This is a genomic window from Sulfuricurvum sp. (assembly GCF_049587615.1).
Classification (GTDB): domain Bacteria; phylum Campylobacterota; class Campylobacteria; order Campylobacterales; family Sulfurimonadaceae; genus Sulfuricurvum.
In genome coordinates this window covers 72,847-92,809 of record NZ_JBAVEF010000046.1, presented here as the reverse complement: position 1 = coordinate 92,809, position 19,963 = coordinate 72,847, and the positions used below count along the sequence as shown (strand labels likewise).

At 45.1% G+C, this 19,963-nt stretch carries 16 protein-coding genes; 12 read left to right on the top strand and 4 right to left on the bottom strand.

What is annotated here, in order from left to right; all coding sequences use genetic code 11:
- Window positions 1-5: 5 nt before the first annotated feature.
- The 4 genes from WB308_RS08030 to murJ are packed head-to-tail and all read right to left on the bottom strand — an operon-like array spanning window position 6 to window position 5,652.
- Entirely contained in the window at window positions 6-1,109 is a 1,104-nt protein-coding gene (locus WB308_RS08030; protein WP_424190723.1) for a glycosyltransferase family 9 protein, read from the bottom strand.
- Window positions 1,110-1,120: 11 nt separating this feature from the next.
- Window positions 1,121-2,839 carry an ABC transporter ATP-binding protein gene (locus WB308_RS08025; RefSeq protein ID WP_424190721.1) on the bottom strand — a complete coding sequence of 573 codons (1,719 nt, stop codon included), beginning with the start codon at window positions 2,837-2,839 and terminating at the stop codon, window positions 1,121-1,123.
- The gene (cysS, locus tag WB308_RS08020) at window positions 2,836-4,233 is read right to left on the bottom strand and encodes a cysteine--tRNA ligase (RefSeq protein ID WP_424190719.1); all 1,398 of its coding nucleotides are present in this window, start codon (window positions 4,231-4,233) and stop codon (window positions 2,836-2,838) included. The genes WB308_RS08025 and cysS overlap by 4 nt, the downstream gene beginning before the upstream one ends.
- A 15-nt stretch (window positions 4,234-4,248) precedes the next feature.
- Window positions 4,249-5,652 (bottom strand): murein biosynthesis integral membrane protein MurJ, encoded by a 1,404-nt coding sequence (gene murJ / locus WB308_RS08015; RefSeq protein WP_424190717.1) that lies wholly within the window; start codon window positions 5,650-5,652, stop codon window positions 4,249-4,251.
- 86 nt (window positions 5,653-5,738) lie between these two features.
- Here murJ and WB308_RS08010 point away from each other — a divergent pair, with 86 nt between their 5' ends.
- From WB308_RS08010 to WB308_RS07955, 12 genes are all read left to right on the top strand, one after another.
- Window positions 5,739-7,640 carry a flagellar assembly protein A gene (locus tag WB308_RS08010; RefSeq protein ID WP_424190715.1) on the top strand — a complete coding sequence of 634 codons (1,902 nt, stop codon included), beginning with the start codon at window positions 5,739-5,741 and terminating at the stop codon, window positions 7,638-7,640.
- Window positions 7,637-8,200: a Holliday junction branch migration protein RuvA gene (gene ruvA / locus WB308_RS08005; RefSeq protein WP_424190713.1), complete on the top strand. Its 564-nt coding sequence runs from the start codon at window positions 7,637-7,639 to the stop codon at window positions 8,198-8,200. The genes WB308_RS08010 and ruvA overlap by 4 nt, the downstream gene beginning before the upstream one ends.
- Window positions 8,201-8,210: 10 nt before the next feature.
- Complete coding sequence (locus WB308_RS08000; protein WP_424190711.1) at window positions 8,211-9,251, top strand: D-alanine--D-alanine ligase; 1,041 nt, start codon at window positions 8,211-8,213, stop codon at window positions 9,249-9,251.
- A gap of 2 nt (window positions 9,252-9,253) precedes the next feature.
- On the top strand, window positions 9,254-9,988 hold the full coding sequence (locus tag WB308_RS07995; RefSeq protein WP_424190709.1) for an alpha/beta fold hydrolase: 735 nt from the start codon (window positions 9,254-9,256) through the stop codon (window positions 9,986-9,988).
- 9 nt (window positions 9,989-9,997) lie between these two features.
- Window positions 9,998-11,437: a Mur ligase family protein gene (locus WB308_RS07990; protein WP_424190707.1), complete on the top strand. Its 1,440-nt coding sequence runs from the start codon at window positions 9,998-10,000 to the stop codon at window positions 11,435-11,437.
- Window positions 11,438-11,522: 85 nt separating this feature from the next.
- Complete coding sequence (locus WB308_RS07985; RefSeq protein WP_424190705.1) at window positions 11,523-12,017, top strand: HIT family protein; 495 nt, start codon at window positions 11,523-11,525, stop codon at window positions 12,015-12,017.
- A gap of 112 nt (window positions 12,018-12,129) precedes the next feature.
- On the top strand, window positions 12,130-13,344 hold the full coding sequence (locus tag WB308_RS07980) for an SEL1-like repeat protein (RefSeq protein ID WP_424190703.1): 1,215 nt from the start codon (window positions 12,130-12,132) through the stop codon (window positions 13,342-13,344).
- 120 nt (window positions 13,345-13,464) lie between these two features.
- A complete protein-coding gene (locus WB308_RS07975; RefSeq protein WP_424190701.1) occupies window positions 13,465-14,265 on the top strand; it encodes an endo alpha-1,4 polygalactosaminidase in 801 nt (266 codons plus the stop codon).
- A gap of 11 nt (window positions 14,266-14,276) precedes the next feature.
- Window positions 14,277-15,773, top strand: a complete 1,497-nt coding sequence (locus tag WB308_RS07970; protein WP_424190699.1) for a TolC family protein — start codon at window positions 14,277-14,279, stop codon at window positions 15,771-15,773.
- On the top strand, window positions 15,770-17,347 hold the full coding sequence (gene pelF, locus WB308_RS07965) for a GT4 family glycosyltransferase PelF (RefSeq protein WP_424190697.1): 1,578 nt from the start codon (window positions 15,770-15,772) through the stop codon (window positions 17,345-17,347). The genes WB308_RS07970 and pelF overlap by 4 nt, the downstream gene beginning before the upstream one ends.
- Complete coding sequence (locus tag WB308_RS07960; protein ID WP_424190695.1) at window positions 17,347-18,954, top strand: hypothetical protein; 1,608 nt, start codon at window positions 17,347-17,349, stop codon at window positions 18,952-18,954. Before pelF ends, WB308_RS07960 begins: the two co-directional genes overlap by 1 nt.
- 11 nt (window positions 18,955-18,965) lie before the next feature.
- The gene (locus WB308_RS07955; RefSeq protein WP_424190693.1) at window positions 18,966-19,931 is read left to right on the top strand and encodes a hypothetical protein; all 966 of its coding nucleotides are present in this window, start codon (window positions 18,966-18,968) and stop codon (window positions 19,929-19,931) included.
- Window positions 19,932-19,963 lie beyond the last annotated feature (32 nt).

Sequence of the window (19,963 nt, the reverse complement as noted above, 5' to 3'; positions counted from 1 at the left end):
GAACTCTAACGCGCCGAAGCTTCCCCCACTGCAGGAAGAGAAGCGAGGTGTTCCGTGATTTGCAATGCAATCCTTTCGGGTGTAGAACCGCTCAGGGTGAGTGAACGATCATGGATACCCAACGTTCCGTACAAAGCAGGAGCGCTTGCTTTAAAGAGTGCAATCGTCGGAACGCCTGAAGCACTCGCCAAGTGCATCGGACCCGTATCCCCGCAGACAAAAGCATCCATCTGTGAAAGGATTGCTCCGAGCTGCCGAAGATTGGATTCCATAAGGGTATAGAGATCCTCGCTTAATTTTTCGGTAACATCGGGAGAGAGAATATCGATAAAGAGGGTGTCGGGATTGAGGTGTTTCATCTGGGCATACCAAGCTTCCCACCATTCATTATCAATCTTTTTTTCAAATCGGGCATCGCGAAACATACCGATAATTTTTTTCTGATTTCCCCACACATATCCTTGCGCCAAAAGCCGTTTTTTGAGCTCTTCGAGCCCCTGTTTTTTTTCGGATTCACTGAGGGCAATATCCATTTTTTGAGGAAAATCGGTGGGTTGGTTTCCGAATGCCTGCATCAAATACAAAGGTTTGAGCGCTTCATGGACAATGCCTGCAGGAACGGGTACGACATGGGTGGAAGGAGACCAATTTCCTTTTGCATCAAACCCAAGTTTATAGGTTCCTCTGGCCAAGAGGGTTGCCCCTCGATCGCTGGCCGATCCGGTATTGAGATTAATGACCAAATCATAATGATTGGCCCGTAAGTGCTGAATATATTGGTATGCCGCATAAGGATTTTTGAGAAGTTTTCGAGGAAAATCAAAAACATTGCGAACGGTAGAAAAACCTTTCAACAAGGGAGCCGGATAGGCTGCTCCGATAAGGATATCCATCGAAGCTTCCGGAAAACGTTGCTCCAGTGCACGCAGCAAGGGGGTAGTAAAGAGGATGTTCCCGATACGGTAGTTGATTCGAATGACGAGAATGCGTTTGATCTCATCCGCGGGAATCGGCTCGCGTCTGGCCTCTTTTTGAAAAAGAGATACCAGAAGGGTGTTAAGTCCGTTTTTTATTTTTTGTCGCATGCGTGAATGAAGGGGCAATCCCATAAAAATCCTTTTTATTCTTCTGCTAATGTTCGGCTGAGACGCTGGTATGCACTGGAGTGTTCCAAAAGTTGTTCATGGGTCCCTTGGGCGATGATACGACCTTTTTCAAAATATAAAATGAGATCGGCATGAACAATAGTACTGAGCCGATGGGCAATCGTAATGGTGATTTTGTCTTTGGTATACAGCTCAAGTGCGCTTTGAATTTTTCTTTCACTCTCGTTGTCAAGAGCACTGGTTGCTTCATCCAGAATGAGAAGGGAAGATTGGCGATAAATAGCTCTGGCGATGGCAATCCGCTGACGCTGTCCGCCGGAGAGATTGGCACCGAACTCTTGCATGAGTGTGTGAATCCCCTCCGGAAGATTCAGTGCAAATTCTAAAGCATCTGCCATCTGAAGCGCTTCTTTGACCCGTTCATCATCGATAGTTTCACCGTAGGCAACATTGGCGGCCAGGGTGTCTTGAAAGATATACACTCGCTGCGAAACGACAGAAATTTGATGGCGAAGCGAATTTTGGGTGTACTCGGTGAGTGAATGATTATTGATGGATACTTCCCCCTCATCGGGATCGTAAAAACGTAAGAGGAGATTGACCAACGAACTTTTACCGCCGCCGCTTTGCCCGACAAGGGCGATACTTTGCCCGGCATGGATCGAAAGATTCAAATTTTCAAGAGCGGTTTTTTCACCGAATTTTAAGGTAACATTTTTAAAATCGATGGATTGTACACTCTGGTTGAGGCTCAGCGCACCGTCTTGAATTTTGTTTTTCAAATCAAAAATATGAAAGACCCGTTCACTGGCGGCAATGGCGTCTTGAATTCTGCTGTAGATGTTGCTAATCCCTCGCAAAGGTTGGAATACCAATCCGATGGCTGTCAAAAACGCGGTGAATTCACCGACACTCATTTTTCCTTCATAGACTTCATGTCCACCGATAAAAATAACCGTAGCCAATCCGACGGCGGCGATCATTTCCATGATCGGCGAGACCAATTCGCCGGTATAGGTAGATTTCATGTTGATGGCAAAGAAATGTTCGTTTTCCGCCGAAAAGCGTCTCATTTCATGTTTCTCTGTCGCGTTTGCTTTAATGATTTCGCTGTTGTTGAATACTTCCGTCAAACGGGTCATGATATCGGCATTTTTTTCTTGGGAACGGTGCGAGAGACGTTTGAGCCGTTTGGTGATTTTTAGGAGGGGAAGGATGATGAGCGGCATAACGATTAATGCCCAAAATGCCAACGTCATATTCAGGTAGATGACATATCCTATCAATGCAATAACGGTTAAGGTTTCGCGAATAAGTTCAGGAAGCATCGACGAGACAAAATATTGGACCCGGGCGATGTCATTGGTGATCCGTGAGATCAGTTCGCCGCTGCGGTTAACATACAGAAACTGCATATCCAGATGAAGCATTTTCGTGAGTAAATCTTCCCGCAAGCGGGTGATGATGTGAAGACCGATATAAGTCGTAAAGACCGATTGGATATAACGGCCCAGCGATTTAAGGGCATAGATTCCTACCAAAAGAATCGGAATCAGATAGAGCATATCCGGATCACGTTTGATGAACATATTGTCCATTAACGGCTGCATAATATGGGCGGTCGCGGCGGTTGCGGTGACCGTCAGGATAATCCCGATAAAGACGAGGATAAAATAAAATTTATACCCTTTGATATACGGCCAAAATCGTTTGTATATTTCGCTGAATTTCACTCGCGCATCTCCCAAAAGGTTCCGTCGGCAGTATCCATGATAGCGACTCCCATGGAGGTCAGCTCATCGCGCAGAGAATCGGACAAGCCGAAATTTTTGGCGCGTTTGGCTTCAGAACGTTTGGCGACCAAGTCATTGATTTTGATTTTTGTCGTATCATCCAATCCGAATTGAAAATACTCGAAGGGATTTTGTCCACCGAATCCCAATACCGTTTCGACGGTTGCCAAAGCGCTCAGGAGACTCTGGCGATAGGCTTTGTCTTTGGGATTGGTATCCAGCGCTTCATTCGCCTGAGAAATCAGCTCATCGATCAAGGCATAGGCTTTGGAGACGTTCAGATCATCCCCCAGCGCTTCAAGAAGATTTTTTTTGAATTCGGTATCGATGTACTCGGCAGTGAGGCCGAAAAGGCGCTTTTTGAGGCGGTAAAGACGGTCGAGTCGCCGTTTGGAGGAAATGAGATCCTCTTCGTTAAAGTTGAAATCCCCGCGATAGTGGGTGCTGAGGAGGTAAAACCGGAGCACTTCGCCATGATAGGCTTTGAGGGCGTCTTTGAGAAAAAAGCTGTTTCCCAGACTCTTCGACATCTTTTCACCGCCGATGGTGACAAAGCCGTTGTGCATCCAGTATTTTGCGAGTTCACGGTTGGTCGCACAGCGGGTTTGCGCCGCTTCGTTTTCGTGGTGGGGGAAGAGGAGATCGGCACCGCCGCCGTGGATATCGATAGCGTATTCTCCCTCTCCCGAGGTAACATAGCGCTCGATCATCGCCGAGCACTCCAAATGCCATCCCGGGCGACCCCGTCCGAACGGAGAATCAAACGCGACACCCTCACCCGGCACCGCTTTCCAGAGAGCAAAATCGGCCTCGTTACGTTTTTCGGAAACTTTTTCAACCCGGCTGACATTCTCTGAACTTTGGCGGTTGGAGAGGGAGAGGTAGTTTTTGTCGCTAGAGGTATCGAAATAGATATCTCCGTTGCTGATACGGTAGGCATGGCCGCGATCGAGGAGCTTTTGAATCATTTCCGCCATGGCGTCGATCGATTCGGTCGCTTTGGGTTCCAATGTCGGAGCTCTCACTCCGATGGCTGCCATATCGCGGTGATAGGCTGCGGTATAGCGCTCGGCGATTTCAGCGGTACTGATCCCTGAATCCTGTGCTTTGTTGATGATTTTATCATCGATGTCCGTGATGTTACGGGCAAAGAGGACATCGTATCCCTCGGCTTCTAAAACACGGCGGAGAAGATCGAAAACCAACGCACTTTTAGCATGCCCCAAATGGGCATCGTCATAAACCGTCGGTCCGCAGACGTAAAGAGATACTTTCCCTTCTCTTAGGGATTCAAATTTTTGTTTGCTTTTTTTGACGCTGTCATAAATATACATGTATTTCCTATCGTTTTAACGTATCAAGTGTATCAAAAATTGATTTAAAGCGTAAAACGCCGCTCCAAATCCTCCGATACCGAGGATAAAATAGAGGCTGAAACGGGTTTTTAGAAGATCAAAAAAGATTTTCCAACCTACCTCTTTGACCGTGAGGATCAGTTGTACCGCTCCTCCGATACTTCCTGCCAATGCCAAACCTGCCGCCCCCATGGATTGCATTAAAATGACAGAGAAGATGAGGTTAACAACGAGGGATATGACGGCAATTTTTGCCGCTTTAAGATGTTTATGCTGAGCATAGAGATACATCGAAAACAGTTTGGCGAGGCCGAAAGGGATAAGCCCGACCATATACATTTGCAGTACGCCGGCGGTATTAAGGGTATCTCCCTGATCAAAGGCTCCCCGCTCGAACAGGAGCCAGATGATCGGTTCGGCTAAGAGGATTCCCCCCAGTACCGATATTCCGAGCAGTGCGTTTAACAGCCAAAACGATTTGTGGAGGTTCTTGAATGCGAGATCGTTATTGTTGTTATTGATCGCTTTGGCAATGGTAGGAAACAGTGCGGTGGTGATGGCGAGGGCAATAATGGCAAACGGGAGCTGAAAAATACGGTTGGCGTAAAAGAGATACGAGACCGATCCCGCCGCCAAAAACGAGGCCAGAGAGGTATCGATAAACGAAGCGATCTGGGCGGTGGAATTCCCGACGACCGAAGGGAGAAAGAGCGATTTAAATTTCGATTCTTCTTCTTTGACATCTTTGCTTTTACGGTATTTCCATCCCCCTATGAGGATTTTCATCAGTCCTTGCTGACGGATCGCATAGAGATGGGTGGCTACCTGGAGCACCCCTCCGATGAGGATCGAAAAACTGAGGGCATAGACAATCGTTTTCGGATCAGAGTTCGTGAAGAGTATGAGGGCAACGATCATCGCGATATTGAGCCAAACCGTCGAAAAAGCGGTCGTGAAAAAATGCTCTTTGTGCTGCAGCAGCGTCCCTAGAAAAGTGACGATAAAAATGAGGTCCAAATACCAGAAATTGATCGCGGTAAGTGGGGCGGTTTGCGAGATCAGATCATGTCCCCAGTCCCACGCCAGCATTTTCGTAAAAAATCCCGGAAAGAGGGTGACTAAAAAAGAGAGGGCAACGATAAAAGCCATAAAACGGATAAAGATGGCAACGGCAAAGACACTCTTTTGATTGGAGGCGATGTAAGAGGGCATAAAGCTTTGGGTGAATGACCCCTCCGCGAAGATACGGCGGAAGAGATTTGGAAATTTGAACGCCATTAAAAAGATATCACTCCACACATTGGCACCCAAAGCGGACGTCATTAAAATATCTCTTGCAAGCCCTGTAACACGGGAGATGAGGATACCAAAAGAGTTGGAAAATATCGATTTAAACATAGTGTATAGCAAGTCCAAAGATAAATTTTACGCAATTTTAACCGATATGTGATTAAAATAGGGGCACTGATGTAAAGGATCACACAATGGGGTTGTTTAACAAAGAAGACGAGCACAAAGAGATAAAGGCATCGATAAAGCCTATTGTTGTTCGTACTTCCAATGTTGCCAAAGAGCTTTTGCAAGCTTCTACCAATTTTAAAGTATCGGTCCGCTCCCTTGATTTTAATCTCCTCGACACTCAAACCTTTTGCAAAACAACGAAAGAAGGGACTGCGGAAGAGTGGATTGAGCTCTCTTCAGATGAGATGAGAGATTTGGATGAAGCCCTTTTTTTAAACCCCCGTTTTGAACTCAAACAGGTTTATGAAATTGAAATTTTTTCGATCACGGAACCGACTCCGTTTGATACGATGGATATTTCAATAGGGGGGAATTCAACCCTGTGTAAAATTTATCTGACGATCAAAGCCGGGAGTATCGCTCGTTATTACGATCGCTTCCAAGAAGATTTTCTGCAACTCGTCAATAAGAAAAAACTTCGTGCCAATATGATGATCGGATTATTTGATTCCGTGATGCTTTCGAATCTTAGTGCACTTTTGGCAAAAATCAGAGTTCAAGAGGTGTATCGGTTTGAAACGCAAGAACGCTATCTAATCGCACAAGGGTACGAACCGGTTCCAACCGTTAATGATACTTTAATCCTCCATTATGATGCCAAACGCAAAAATATGGATGAACACGGACGGATCGATTACGCAAAACGGGGGTATGTGATCAGTACGGTTGCGGATGAATTGTTGATTGAGTACATCAAACCCCATCCGGGAGAAAACGGGCGTAATTGCCGCGGGGAGTTTATTGCTCCAACAGAGCCGGTTGTCAAATTTGAACCTACGTTTACAATCGGAGAAAAGATAAAAGTCATCGATACCCCTAAAAGTATCGAATACCGAGCGGGAACGGGAGGATACGTCACCTTTGAGGGGGGGATGTACGATATAAAAACCGAAGTGGACGTAAAGGAAATCAGTTTTAAAACAACCGGCTCGATTGATACGCAGCTGGATGCCGATGTCTCCATCAATGTGACGGAAAAAGATTCCATGAAAGATGCAATCGGAATTGGAATGGAGGTTACCGTCAACGTCATCAATATTGACGGTAATATCGGTTCCAATGCTAAAGTGACCGCTAAAAAAGCGACCGTAGAGGGACAGGTCCATCAAAGCGCTACGATTAGTGCCGATGAATTGACCATAAATATCCATAAAGGGACAGCCTACGGTAAAATCGTCAATATCACCCGGCTGGAACAAGGGACCGTCGAAGCAGAAAAAGTTTTTATCCGTCAAGCCACAGGGGGAAAAATTCGGGCACGTGAGATTACCATCGAGTTGTTGGGCTCCCATGTGAAAATGACGGCATCGCATAAGATTGAGATTACAAATCTTCACGGGGGTGAAAATTTATTCGTGATTGATCCGCTGCTGGATGAATCTATCGATGTTCTCTCAAAGCAGACAAAGCTGATGGAAGAAACGAAGCATGCAATACAAGAGATCAAAAGAGAACTTGTCGGATATGAACACACATGGCAAGAAAATGCTTCTTTGATGGAAGATATCAAGCGTAAACTTGTCCATTACAAGCAAAATGGAATTAAAATGCCGAGTGCATTTGTCGAAAAATACCAACAACATCTACAGTTTAAAGAAAAGCTCGATGAACTTCGCGCGTCATTAAAAACAAAAGAGGATCACTATAGCGGGCTGAGCGAAAAGCGTGCGGCTCTTCAAAGCGGGATTTTTGAAGCCCGTATCATTAACCATGACAGTTGGCGCAATCACAATGAAATTATTTTCAAACTGATTGATCCCCCTGTCAATATAATGTATATCCCCGGCCAGCATGAAGAGGAACATATATTGGGGCTGCATGAAGACGAAGAAGGGGAATTTTCAATTAAGGTGTTATCGAAATGATTATCGGATTAGAGGGAATTATTGATTTTAAAGAACCGACATCGGTTCATCTGAATGTAAACAGTGTTATTTATGAGGTTTTTATCTCGTTGCATACCTACAGCACGATCGGTTCTGAGAAAGCGCGATTGCATATCCATCATGTTATTCGTGAAGACGCTCAACAGTTGTACGGTTTTGCCCAAAAAAGCGAAAAGATTTTGTTTGAGGGGATGCTCAAAATCAACGGAATAGGACCAAAAGCAGCACTTGCGATCTGTTCGACCTTTACGCCGGAGCAGTTTGCGGGTATTATTTCATCTAAAGATGTCAATGCGTTGAAAAAAGTTCCGGGGATCGGACCTAAAAGTGCGGCACGGATTATGGTGGAATTGGCCGGTTTTGATGCCGTTCTACTCAATACGGCTCCATCGGTCAATTCTGCTACAACCGAAGCCATGATGGCGCTAGAGTCACTCGGATTCAAAAAAGAGCAGATTGCCAAGGCGCTCAGCCAGTCCCATGCAACCGATACGCCAGCACTCGTTAAAGAGGCGTTGAAACAACTTCAAAAACTTTAAAGGATATTCATTGAAATTAGCCATTTTATTCGGCGGAGCCAGTTATGAACACGAAATCAGTATCGTCAGTGCGATTACCGTCAAAGGAAAACTTGAATCAAAATTTGATTTGAGTTTTATCTTCTGCGATCAGGATCACCAGTTTTATCTGATCGAGCCGTCAAAAATGAAAGCGGTGACGTTTTCACGCGGAGAACACCGCAAGATGGCTAAACTCGGTTTGATAAACGGCGGGTTTGAGCAGCGTGGGCTGTTTGGAACCAAAAGACATGAGATGCCGGTTCTCAACCTGATTCACGGCGGAGACGGAGAAGACGGTTCGATCGCATCGCTGTTCGATTTCTTTCATATCCCTTTTATCGGCCCACGCAAAGAGGCGTCGATGTTCAGCTTTGACAAACACTATACCAAATGGCTTGCCGCATCTCTCGGCGTCAAAACACTGCCGTATGAGATTGTTCGTAAAGACGAAAAAAGAGCCGTTGCTACAGCGTATCCTTTTATCGTTAAACCGGCCCGTTTGGGAAGCTCGATCGGGGTAAGCATCGTCCGCGAAGCCGGTGAACTCGATTATGCCCTCGATGTGGCGTTCGAATTCGATGAGGTCGTAGTGATCGAACCGTTTATGGCAGGGGTCAAAGAGTATAATTTGGCAGGATTCAGCGCACGCGGCGAGATCACCTACTCGATCGTCGAAGAGCCGCAAAAAGCGGAATTTCTCGATTTTGAGAAAAAATATCTCGATTTTTCCCGTTCGGGACATGTCGCCGAAGCGGCGGTGAGCGAAGCGTTGGTAGGGCAGCTGCGTGATGCGTTTAAAGCCATCTACGCTCCGCTGTTCGAAGGGGCTTTGATCCGATGCGATTTCTTCGAGATCGAGGGGGAGGTCTATCTGAATGAGATCAATCCGATCCCGGGATCAATGGCAAACTATCTTTTTGAAGATTTCAGCGCCTCGATCCAAAAGCTTCTCGGATCCTTGCCTGACAAAAAAGCGATTCGGGTCAATTACGATTACATCCACTCTATCTCCCAAGCCAAAGGGAAATAAACGTGGCAGTCAAAACGGTTCAATACCAGCACCATACCTTCTCGATCAGCTATGAAATCGTGAATCCGAATGCCCATTACGACATTATTTTTTTACACGGCTGGGGTTCTCATAAAAACCTGATGAAACACGCTTTCGCTGCACATCTCAGGCAGTTTCGCCATATTTACATTGATATGCCAGGGTTTGGCAACAGCACGTGCAATATGGCTCTGTGTACGGAAGATTATGCGAATATATTGGAATCTTTCATTTCCCAAATCGATGCTGCCAAAACAATCATTTTAGGACATTCGTTCGGAGGCAAAGTTGCGACCCTTCTGAATCCTGATCTCTTGGTATTAGTCGGTTCGGCGGGTATTTTAGTTCCCAAGCCTCTCAAAATACGGGCAAAAATCTTACTTTTCAAAGTATTGAAATTCACGGGACTCACCTCTTTGCGCCGTTTTTTCGTAGCTCCCGATGCACAGGGACTCTCTCAGCCGATGTACGAGACGTTCAAGCAGGTTGTGAATGAAGATTTCACCGAAAAATTTCGTCTGTTTAAAGGGAAAGCCCTTCTCTGCTTCGGTCGCCAGGATACGGCAACGCCGATGTGGACGGCGTATAAAATCGCGGAGCTCATACCGGAATCGAAAGTGGTCGAATTTGACGGCGATCACTATTTCTTTTTGGAACAGAGCGCTTCGCTCGCCAAAGAGATTGAAAAAACCGTTTTACAAAGTTTGGAACACTAAGGAAAAAATATGGAATTAGGACAATTGGCCGCATTTCTTGCAAATGTCGTATTTGTAATGGCTCTAGGATGGTATTTGATTACCAATCTTCAGTGGTATGATTATCGGATTGAGCGTGTGGTATTGCGTCATCATAAAAAATGGTGGCACGTTCTTTATTTTATTGCCCCGTTTATCCTCTATTATGGGAGCGGAGCCTATGCCTCTTATGTCGTCCTCATCTATCTTCCCCTTCTTTTGGTGTGGATCAAACGTCTCGATAAAAAGCTGGTTCTGACGTGGCGCGTAAAACGGTTTTTGATTCTTCTGGGTTCCGTTACGGTGTTTCTGAACTTGCTTATGGCGTTAAAAGGGTGGGGAAATACCTACAGTGTCATCTTTCCTCTTGTTTTGACGTATCTTTTGTCCTGGGGGATTGAGAAGTTTTTATTCGAAGCCTATAAGCGTCAGGCGAAAACCAAAATCGCCTCGATGCACGATCTCACCATCATTTGTGTAACCGGAAGCTACGGAAAAACCTCGATGAAAAATTTTATTGCTCAGGTGTTGGCTCATAAATACAACGTCTATGCAACCCCTCGAAGTGTCAATACCCTCGGCGGTATTATCCGCGATGTCAATGAATCGCTTCCGACCAATGCGCAAGTCTATATTTGTGAAGCGGGAGCGCGTGAAATCGGAGATATATATGCGATTGCGCAGCTCCTTCACCCTCAAATCGTTGTTGTGGGAAAAGTAGGACCGCAGCATTTGGAGTATTTTAAAACGCTGGAACGTATTCAGCGTACCAAACTTGAAATCATCCATTCAGATCGTCTTAAACGGGCTTTCATCCATACCTCAGTGACCGATGAACCGCATGAAAAAGTGACTTTCTTCGGGGATGATATCCAAAACCTCCAAGCGACCTTAGAGGGAATCGATTTTGATCTGAACATGAACGGCGAAGATCGTCATTTTCATACCTCTGTTCTCGGCGGGTTTCAGACGATCAACATCAATGCCGCCATCTTGATCGCTCAGGAGATGGGGATGAAGACGGATGAAATTGTTTCAGCAGTCGAAAAACTCAAAAGCGTCGAACACCGTCTTGAGCGGATCGATGCCGGGGGTAAAATCATCCTTGATGACGGTTACAACGGCAATATTGACGGTATGCTGGAAGGGGTACGTTTGTGTTCTCTCCACAGCGGCCGTAAGGTAATCGTGACACCGGGATTGGTTGAGAGTACTGAAGAGCTTAACAGCGAGCTTATCCGTGCAATCAATGGCGTTTTTGATATTGCGATTATCACGGGGCAACTTAATGCAGCGCAGTTTGACAAAGAGTTGAACGTCCCTCAGAAAATCATGCTGAGTGATAAATCGCAGATGGTAAAAACGCTGGGTGAAGTGACAAAAGCAGGTGACATCATTCTCTTTGCCAACGACGCACCGAATTTTATTTAAGCACTCCCGTTCATGGTGAGCTTGTCGAACCATGGGTTAGTTACCCTTCGACAGGCTCAGGGCGAACGGACTTGAAAGGTCTATAATGGAAAATATCCTTTACGCCCCGTGGCGAAACGATTACGTAACGGGTGAAAAGATTGAGGGGTGTGTGTTTTGCCATATCAGTACCCACCCTCAGGATGATGAGACATTGCATGTATTGCATCGTGATGAGCACTGCTTTATCGTGATGAACCGCTACCCTTATACTCCCGGTCACTTTATGATTATCCCTCATCACCATACCGATGCCCTAGAGATGCTTGATTCCGACACATGGCTCCATATGAGTGGCTTGGCGCAAAAAGGGGTCGCTCTTCTCAAAGAGAATTTCGGTGCCCATGGTGTGAATATCGGAATGAATTTGGGCAAAGCGGGCGGGGCGGGGATAGCCGAACATATTCATCTCCATTTGGTCCCGAGATGGGAGAGGGATACCAACTTTATCACCTCTATAGCGCAAACGCGGGTCTACTCGACCGATTTTGAAACCATTTATCGGAAATTGAAAAAAATATTTTTAGATTCGCTCTCCTGAAGCGAGTTAAATGGATTTTGAAAAAAGTCTAATGTTAATTACGATATACTATTGTCAAATTGTTCCGTGACTTAGAATTTTTTAATTTACCTTAACATAAGGATTTGCTCTGATGTTTTTTTCAGATTCCGCTTTTTCTCTGTGGCGCCTTTCTGTCGTCAGTATCGCATTGTCGGCCGTTCTTCTCGCAGCCCCGTTTGAAGATGGGTTAAAAGCTTTTGACAAAAAAGATTATGCAAGCGCAATCAAAATTTGGCAACCTTTAGCTGAAAAAGGGAACATGGCCGCCCAACACAATTTGGGTATTTTGTACGAAAACGGGTACGGAGTCAAACGGAGCGATACGGAAGCGTTCAAATGGTATGCAAAAGCCGCAGAGCAGGGGCACGTTGATTCCCAATACAATTTGGGATTAATGTACGGTGCAGGAATCGGTACTGAAAAAAATGACCAATTGGCGGCTAAATGGTTTTCCAAAGCAGCTGCACAAGGGGATCAAGAAGCCCAAAAAATTCTTCAAATGAATTATGCCAATGTCACCTCTGCCAAAGAGGGCTCTTCAAAGGGAGAAAAAGCACAGCTCCAATCGGTCGCACAACCTTCAGCAGTTGCTCAAGCGGAAGAGAAAGTCACTAAGAAAGTCAAGAAAAATGGCAAAAAAAGTAGTAAGAAAAAAGCGATTCAATCCGGGCTAAGTGAAGAGGTTAAAAGTGCACCGATAGCCCCGAAAGCATCGGTTCCTGTTTATGCAATTCCTCCGGTTCAGGCAGAAAATCAGATCTCCTCATCGAATCCGGAAACGGTTTCTGAAGCGGCAAAATGGCTCATGAAATCAGCGAAGCAGGGGGAACCTCGCGCACAATACTCTCTTGCACTGTTTTACGCTGAAGGAAACGGCGTCACCAAAAATGATACGGAAGCGGCTCGCTGGTACAGTGAAGCGGCACGTCAAGGGTATGCCGACGCTCAGTATAATCTTGCTTTGGCCTATCTCTCAGGACGGGGTGTTTCCAAAAACGATTCTCAATCAGCCTCTCTTTTCGCTCAGGCAGCGCAGCAAGGACATCCAAGCGCACAGTTTAATCTGGGTCTCCTCTATTCCGAAGGGCGCGGCATTGCCAAAAATGAGGCAGAAGCAGTCCGATGGTATATGCAAGCGGCTAAGCAGGGACATGCAGATGCCCAATTCTATTTGGGACTGGCCTACGCTGAAGGGACAGGGATTGCAAAAAATCCGGATGAAGCGATCAAATGGTATCGTAAAGCAGCAGAGCAAGGGCACAGCCGTGCTCAGTATAATCTTGCTATTGCCCTCTCTAACCGCTAAGTCCGTATGACGTTGGATAGTGCCTCTGTTATGATTGTTGTGGGATGATGCGTGCAAGATTGTTTTTCTTCTCAAACCACGCCAGAATGCAGAAGAGAACATTATATTCCATTAGAATCGATGAGGCAATCGCGTCTTAGTCATTTTTTCTTTCGCCCCCTCACACTATTGCTCGTCGCTACTTCCCTCTACGCAAAATACCCTTTGTTGATTTACTACGGCAGCAGTTACGAGCCTAAAACATTTGAACGGTATGAAACGGTTGTCCTGGATCCTGATCTCTACAAAGATGTGCATCATGTGCGCAGCCGAACTTTTGCCTATGTAAGTCTGGGAGAAGTGGGAAGCTGCCGGCGCTATTTTGCACAGATGCAAAAAAACGGGTTGCTTGCCGGCCAGAATCAGGCATGGGGAAGTTATCACATCAACATTGCGGACGGGAGGTGGGAACAGTTGCTGCTGCAAGAGGTCATTCCTCCGATTATAAAAAGCGGTTATAACGGATTGTTTCTGGACACCGTGGATTCATTAATCGCACGCGATGAATCAACCATAAAAATTATCGCTCTTATCAAAGCGATTAAAAAACGGTATCCGACTCTGAAACTGATGCTTAACCGTGGATTTGAAATCGCCGACAGAGTCCCTATCGATGCGCTCTTGTATGAGTCAACGATTTCAGGGTATAATTATAAGAAAAAAGAATTTTCATTGTTTTCCTATGACTTTCGATTTCTCCCCAAAAAACCGATAGAGCGTTACAGTGTCGATTACTGGAACCCGCAAGAGCCTGAAGAGATGGCTCGTATTTATAAAATCGCTTTGATGAAAGGGTATAAACCGTTAGTCACCACGATGTCGTTGACCGAATTGCCCAATGTACGATTTGATATCAACAAAACTATGATTGAATATCATTAAAAGGAGAGAGAGTGTTCCAGAAAAATAGTAAATCGCCTCTCTTGATCGTAGTGGGAATGGCGCTCCTTTTGTCAGCGGCTGAGAGTCATGCGATTAATTCTAGAAACACAATTGTGCGAAAACCGATCCTATCGGATACACTTCAAAATACTGCAGAAGCTGCTAAAATCAATCTTTTATCACCGCCGGAATTGCTCGTGTCCCACGATAAAGCAGTAGCAACGCTTCCGCTAAAAAATTCTTTGCGTAACGTCATTGTTGCGACACCGACGAATTTTGCATTATCCCAAGGAGATTTGACCCTTCCAACGTATATCGATTTGATTTTACAGGATAATTTTACTGTTTCGAATGGAAACTATGAAGCAAAACTCGATCAGCTTCAAAATCTTATGGATCAAAGCCGATACGATTTTGATCTTTCCTTTCAGGCACTTCTTTCTGCAAATCAGCTTCCTACTCCCACAGAGGGGATGGGGACAACCCTCACCGGTCGGATTGGATTTCAGGCCAATAAACTCTTATACGATGGCAGCCGTCATTATTATAGGAATGAGAATGTATCCCTGAATGAACGGCTTGCAAAGTTTAAAAAATTATCGGCTAAAGACCAGGTTGCGCTGTACGGCGCCGAACTTTACCTGCAATTATTGGAATTGCAGGGGCGTAAGAACTACATGCAGCGGTATCAGGAATTGACAGATAAGCTCTATCGCATGACCATGCAAAAGGTTGAGAACGGGGTCAGTGATAATGTTTACGACCAGATTAATGTGAAAATCGACAAACTTGCCTTTGAAAAATTGTTTTTGGGGCTGCAATTTGACCTTTACAATGCAACGGTTTCTTTTAAACATGCGGCAAATATGACAACCAATGAGGAGCTTGTCTTGGCCTGGCCGCACATAACGCCGCCGGTAGATTCGATAGAAACACTTCAGAAAAAAGCCATGGAAAAAAATCCTCAGATTGAGGTCGCCGACCTCCTTTTCCGCCTTAAAAAAGGGGAAATTTTGACCGAAGAGGGGCGAAACGATTGGCTGGTCAACTTAAACTCGTTTGCCGGTGTCGGTTACTCCAATACCGTAACCGATATTACCGATTCTGAGTCACAGGGGATAAATTGGGCGGTTACGCTGCAAGCGGCCTACCCGCTGGATACCGGAAATAAACACTTAGCCGTCGAAAAAAAGATGGTCGAAGCGTTGAAAGAAAAAAACAATCGTTCGATCCTTCAGCATAATACGATCCTTCGCGTGAACAAGCTTTTTGTTGAAAGTGAACGCGAAACACAGATGCTGCAGCTGCTCTCGGTACAAAAAGAGATTGTTGAACGGCAGTTGAAGATCGCTCGATACCGTTTTGAAGGGGGTGTGGACCCTTATGCCGCGTATGCGGTCGCTATGAAAAGAATGATTGAGGTGGAAGAAGGGATTTTATCGGCAAAAATACGGCAGGCACGGAATGTATTTGAACTTCGCATATTAACCGGCGGTTCGGAGCAATGAGTGAAAACTCCGAGAAGATACGTATCGTCTTAGCGGGAGAGGGGACATACCCTTACGAAGTGGGGGGGGTGAGCGTCTGGGCCCATTTGCTGATACAAAATCTTAAAGAGATCGATTTTATCTTGATGCCGATTATGATGCACCCTTATGTCAAGTTAAAATACGAAATCCCGGAAAATGTCATCGATGTATTGAAAGTTCCCCTGTGGGGGACGGAAGAGCCTACGGAATACGTTCGTTCCATCCCTTTTTCATCGATCATTTATTCTAAAATCAGAACAACCGACAATGCTATCCGGGAAAAATTTATTCCGATCTTTGATAATCTGATCGACCATATTTACAGCCTTCGAAATGACATGGACGAGCTGGGGGATACCCTTTTCCAGTTCTATTCCTTTTTTCAAATGTACGATTATCATACCACGTTTCGTTCCAAACTGGTGTGGGATACCTTCAAGCAGAAGATAGCTCAAATTTATGCGGATGCTCAAGAGGTTCCTTCGGTCTATGATACGGTTGAAGCGTTGCGGTATATGTTCCGATTTTTTATAACTCTTCTACCTCCGGTTCCGTATGCCGATATCTATCACTCTTCCGCTGCCGCGTTTTGCGGCTTGCCGTGTATCATTGCCAAAAAACTGCACGGAAGCCGTTTTTTGCTGACCGAACACGGGATTTATATCCGCGAACAGATGCTTCAGGCGTCACGTGTCAAAATGCCGCTCCGAACCAAAGAGTTTTTGATGAACCTGATTACGATGGTTGCAAGGATGAATTATCATCATGCCGATGTGATTTCTCCGGTATGCGATTACAATAAGCGATGGGAAATAAAATGGGGGGCGATCCCCTCGCGTATTTCTACGATCTACAACGGGATTGATACAGATCGCTTTAAACGGCTGGATGTCCCCCGTTCACCTCGTCCGACCGTAGTGATGATCGCGAGAATTGACCCGCTGAAAGATATCGAGACCTTCATCCATACCTGCGCTCTGGTGGCGAAGGAGATTCCGGAGGTATGGTTTAAAATGTACGGACCGAAGCTTGATCCTGATTATTACGAACGGTGCGAACGTTTGGTCGATTCGTTGGGGGTACAGAAGAATTTCGTCTTTGCGGGATTGACGTCCAATCCCGCAGAAGCCTACAATGAAGGGGATGTTGTGATGCTGACAAGCATATCCGAAGCCTTCCCTTTTGTCGTTATTGAAGCGATGGCGTGTGAAAGGGTTATGGTCTCTTCCGATGTCGGCGGGACAAAAGAGGTTCTGGAAGGGTTCGGATTTGTCGTGAAACCCAAAGACTATGAGCAGTTTGCCGAAAAAGTTCTTTTGGTTTTAAACGACAGGGTTATGGCCGAAGAGATGGGAATTGCCGCGCGGGAACATATCCTAAACGGTTTTCGGATTGAAGACATGGTATACAACTATCGCAACATGTATCAGCATTTGTATGCCATCCCTGCATCCGTAGAGATCGCTTCACATGTGAGAGCGCCGGAAGATGAATTGAGCGATGATGAACTCGAAGCGGAACTCTCTAATATGTTTAAGAATGAAGACGAATAATGGTATCTGAAGCGATCTATCCGGGCCCGGACCCTAAAATATTTCAGCAAGTCCGAGAATGGCGGGCCTTGTATGAGACATTGACGGAAGGAAAAGGAAAACCGCTCAATCATTGGGAGATCACTGCCCTTTTGGAAATTTACGGTTTACGCGATATCGATGCTCATGAGCAATACGGTTTCAACGATTTGTTTGAGTTTGCGAAGATGCTGGTCGTCTTCATCGATGATTACAAATACGAAGTGAAAACGTATGAACTGGAAGCTCCTCCCTCAAAAGTAAAGCGAATCATCGTCAACTATTTTGAAGGGATGGCATTTGCCCTCCCGATGCTTCTTCAGGTTTTTTTTACCTTGGTTATCGGTTATGGATTGTGGTCGAGTCTGGATTTGGATGTTCGGACGGCAACGGCGATTGCCATGGGAACTTTTGCCGCCTTGGTGGCTACCGGGGGGCCGGCTCAGGCCATCGGGCGAAAAGGACTTTTTTACATCAAAATGGAAGAGTACAATCTCGCCTATAAAATCACCCGAAAGCTTTTTAAAATTTTTTTTATTCAAGCGTTTATTATCGGATTGCTCATGATCCTCTTTAATCTTTTTTTTGAATATATTCCCGGTACTATGCTTCTTTACATGGTCGTCTATTATTTTCTGCTGGCATTTTTGTTTACCTCTTTTGCGGTTTTTTACATGATGGAATTGTACGGGTCGATTGCTCTGTATGTCCTTCTCGGGGTTGTTTTGGTCTATCTTTTGCATGTTTTCTTTCATTTCGGCATCATAGTTTCCCAAGTGGCATCGTTGGTGATAACCAATATTGTTGTTTTTGTGGACGCTTTTCGAAGAGTCAAAAAACTGACCGATAAAAGTCGCGAAAAAGAGGGGGATGCGGAACCCAGGTTATCGCTTCTGTTTTATTCCCTCAACCCCTATATGATGTACGGGACCTTTTACTTTATGTTTTTGGTGACCGATCGGATTCTTGCGTGGAGTGCTATCCCTTTGCAACCCTATTTTATTTGGTTTAACGTTCGTGATGAACTGGGACTGGATTGGGCTTTGATTGTTTTGATTTTGCTGATCGGGATGAGTGAAGTGATTATTTATGAATTCATGTATCGGGTGAATGATGATATTATTGCCCATCGTTACGATGAAGCGGATAAATTTAACAGCAGTTATCGTCGTTTTTTCCTAAAATACAATATCGTTTTTTTTGTGGCATCGTTTTTTGTTATCCTTTTTGTCTATTATGGTATTTATTTATTGGCTAAATATACCGATTGGGAATTTTTGGATATCTTTTTCATTGCGCCTACCCCATGGATTTTTGCTTTCGCCGCGGTGAGTTATGCTTTTTTATCCAATGCGCTGACCAATATCCTTTTCTTTTTCTCCTATTCACGTTACAAAGCCGTTTTAAAAGGGATAATGGCCGGCCTTATTGTGAATGTGGTTGTCGGGTTGATTCTAAGTCGTTTGATGGGATATGAATATGCGGTCATCGGTCTTTTGGCGGGATCGATTGTGTTTTGGATGTTTGTCGTTTTTTTTGGAAACCGTTTTTTCAAAAATCTCGATTATTATTATTATTCAGCTTATTAAAGGAGACGGGAATGAAGAAAAGTATGGCTATAGGGATGATTGCGGCAATGATCATGTTTACCGGATGTGCATCTAAAAACAATACGCTTGAAGATCTGAAAACAGAGCTGATGAACGATAAGCCGATAGCCGTTTACAGCGTACCGGCAAGCGGTATTTATTCTCCCGACAAATGGATTGATCGAACGGTGCTGAGAGAATTTCCTTTTATCGCTCCTGTATCACCGTTTGATTTTCAGGGGAAATTTCAAAGCAATTTTTACGATGAACTTAAGGTCTCATGGAAAGCCGTTTCTTTGGATAAAGTAGACTGGAATGCCCTCTCTCAAAATCCTGCCTATTACGACATCATCTATATCCAAAGTGTCGGCATTGCCGATTCGGGTGTAATGGCCGATGATTTCATGACCAACATCGCCAAAGCCTATAATATTGCCCCTTCAAAAATAGGCAATTTAAAGCAGTGGATTGAAAAAGGGGGTGTTTTGTGGAGTGAAGCGGGAATTCGGGCGAGCCGGTTTGAAACGTTTTACCCTTACGGCGGTATCAACGACGCGAAAACAATCAGCCTTTTTTCACGGGAGCATGGGACGTTGTTCGGTCTTCCGCTGCGCTATCGTGTGATGAAAAGCAATTCCGTCGATATGGTGAATTATACGACCCAATCCGTAGCCTTAAAAGCGCATCCTTCTGCAACGCAAATAAAGGGGGTTTCAAAAGTCACTTTTGAACCGACAAGTTTTATTGAATCGTATCCGATTCTGCAATCCAATACCTTGCTGATGGATGAGAGAGGGGTAAATTATGCCAGTTACGGGGTGCTGGGCAAAGGGATGATTGTCACGACGGTTCCAACGATCTATTGGCATGCCGATGATGACGGCGAGCTTTATCGATGGAAGCTCCTTTCATGGATTTTGCAGCGTAAAGGGGATGAAAATGCAAAATGGATTGAAAATCCGAAACTGAAGCCATAACCGTGTCAACACATTAACGGAAAAGAGTATGT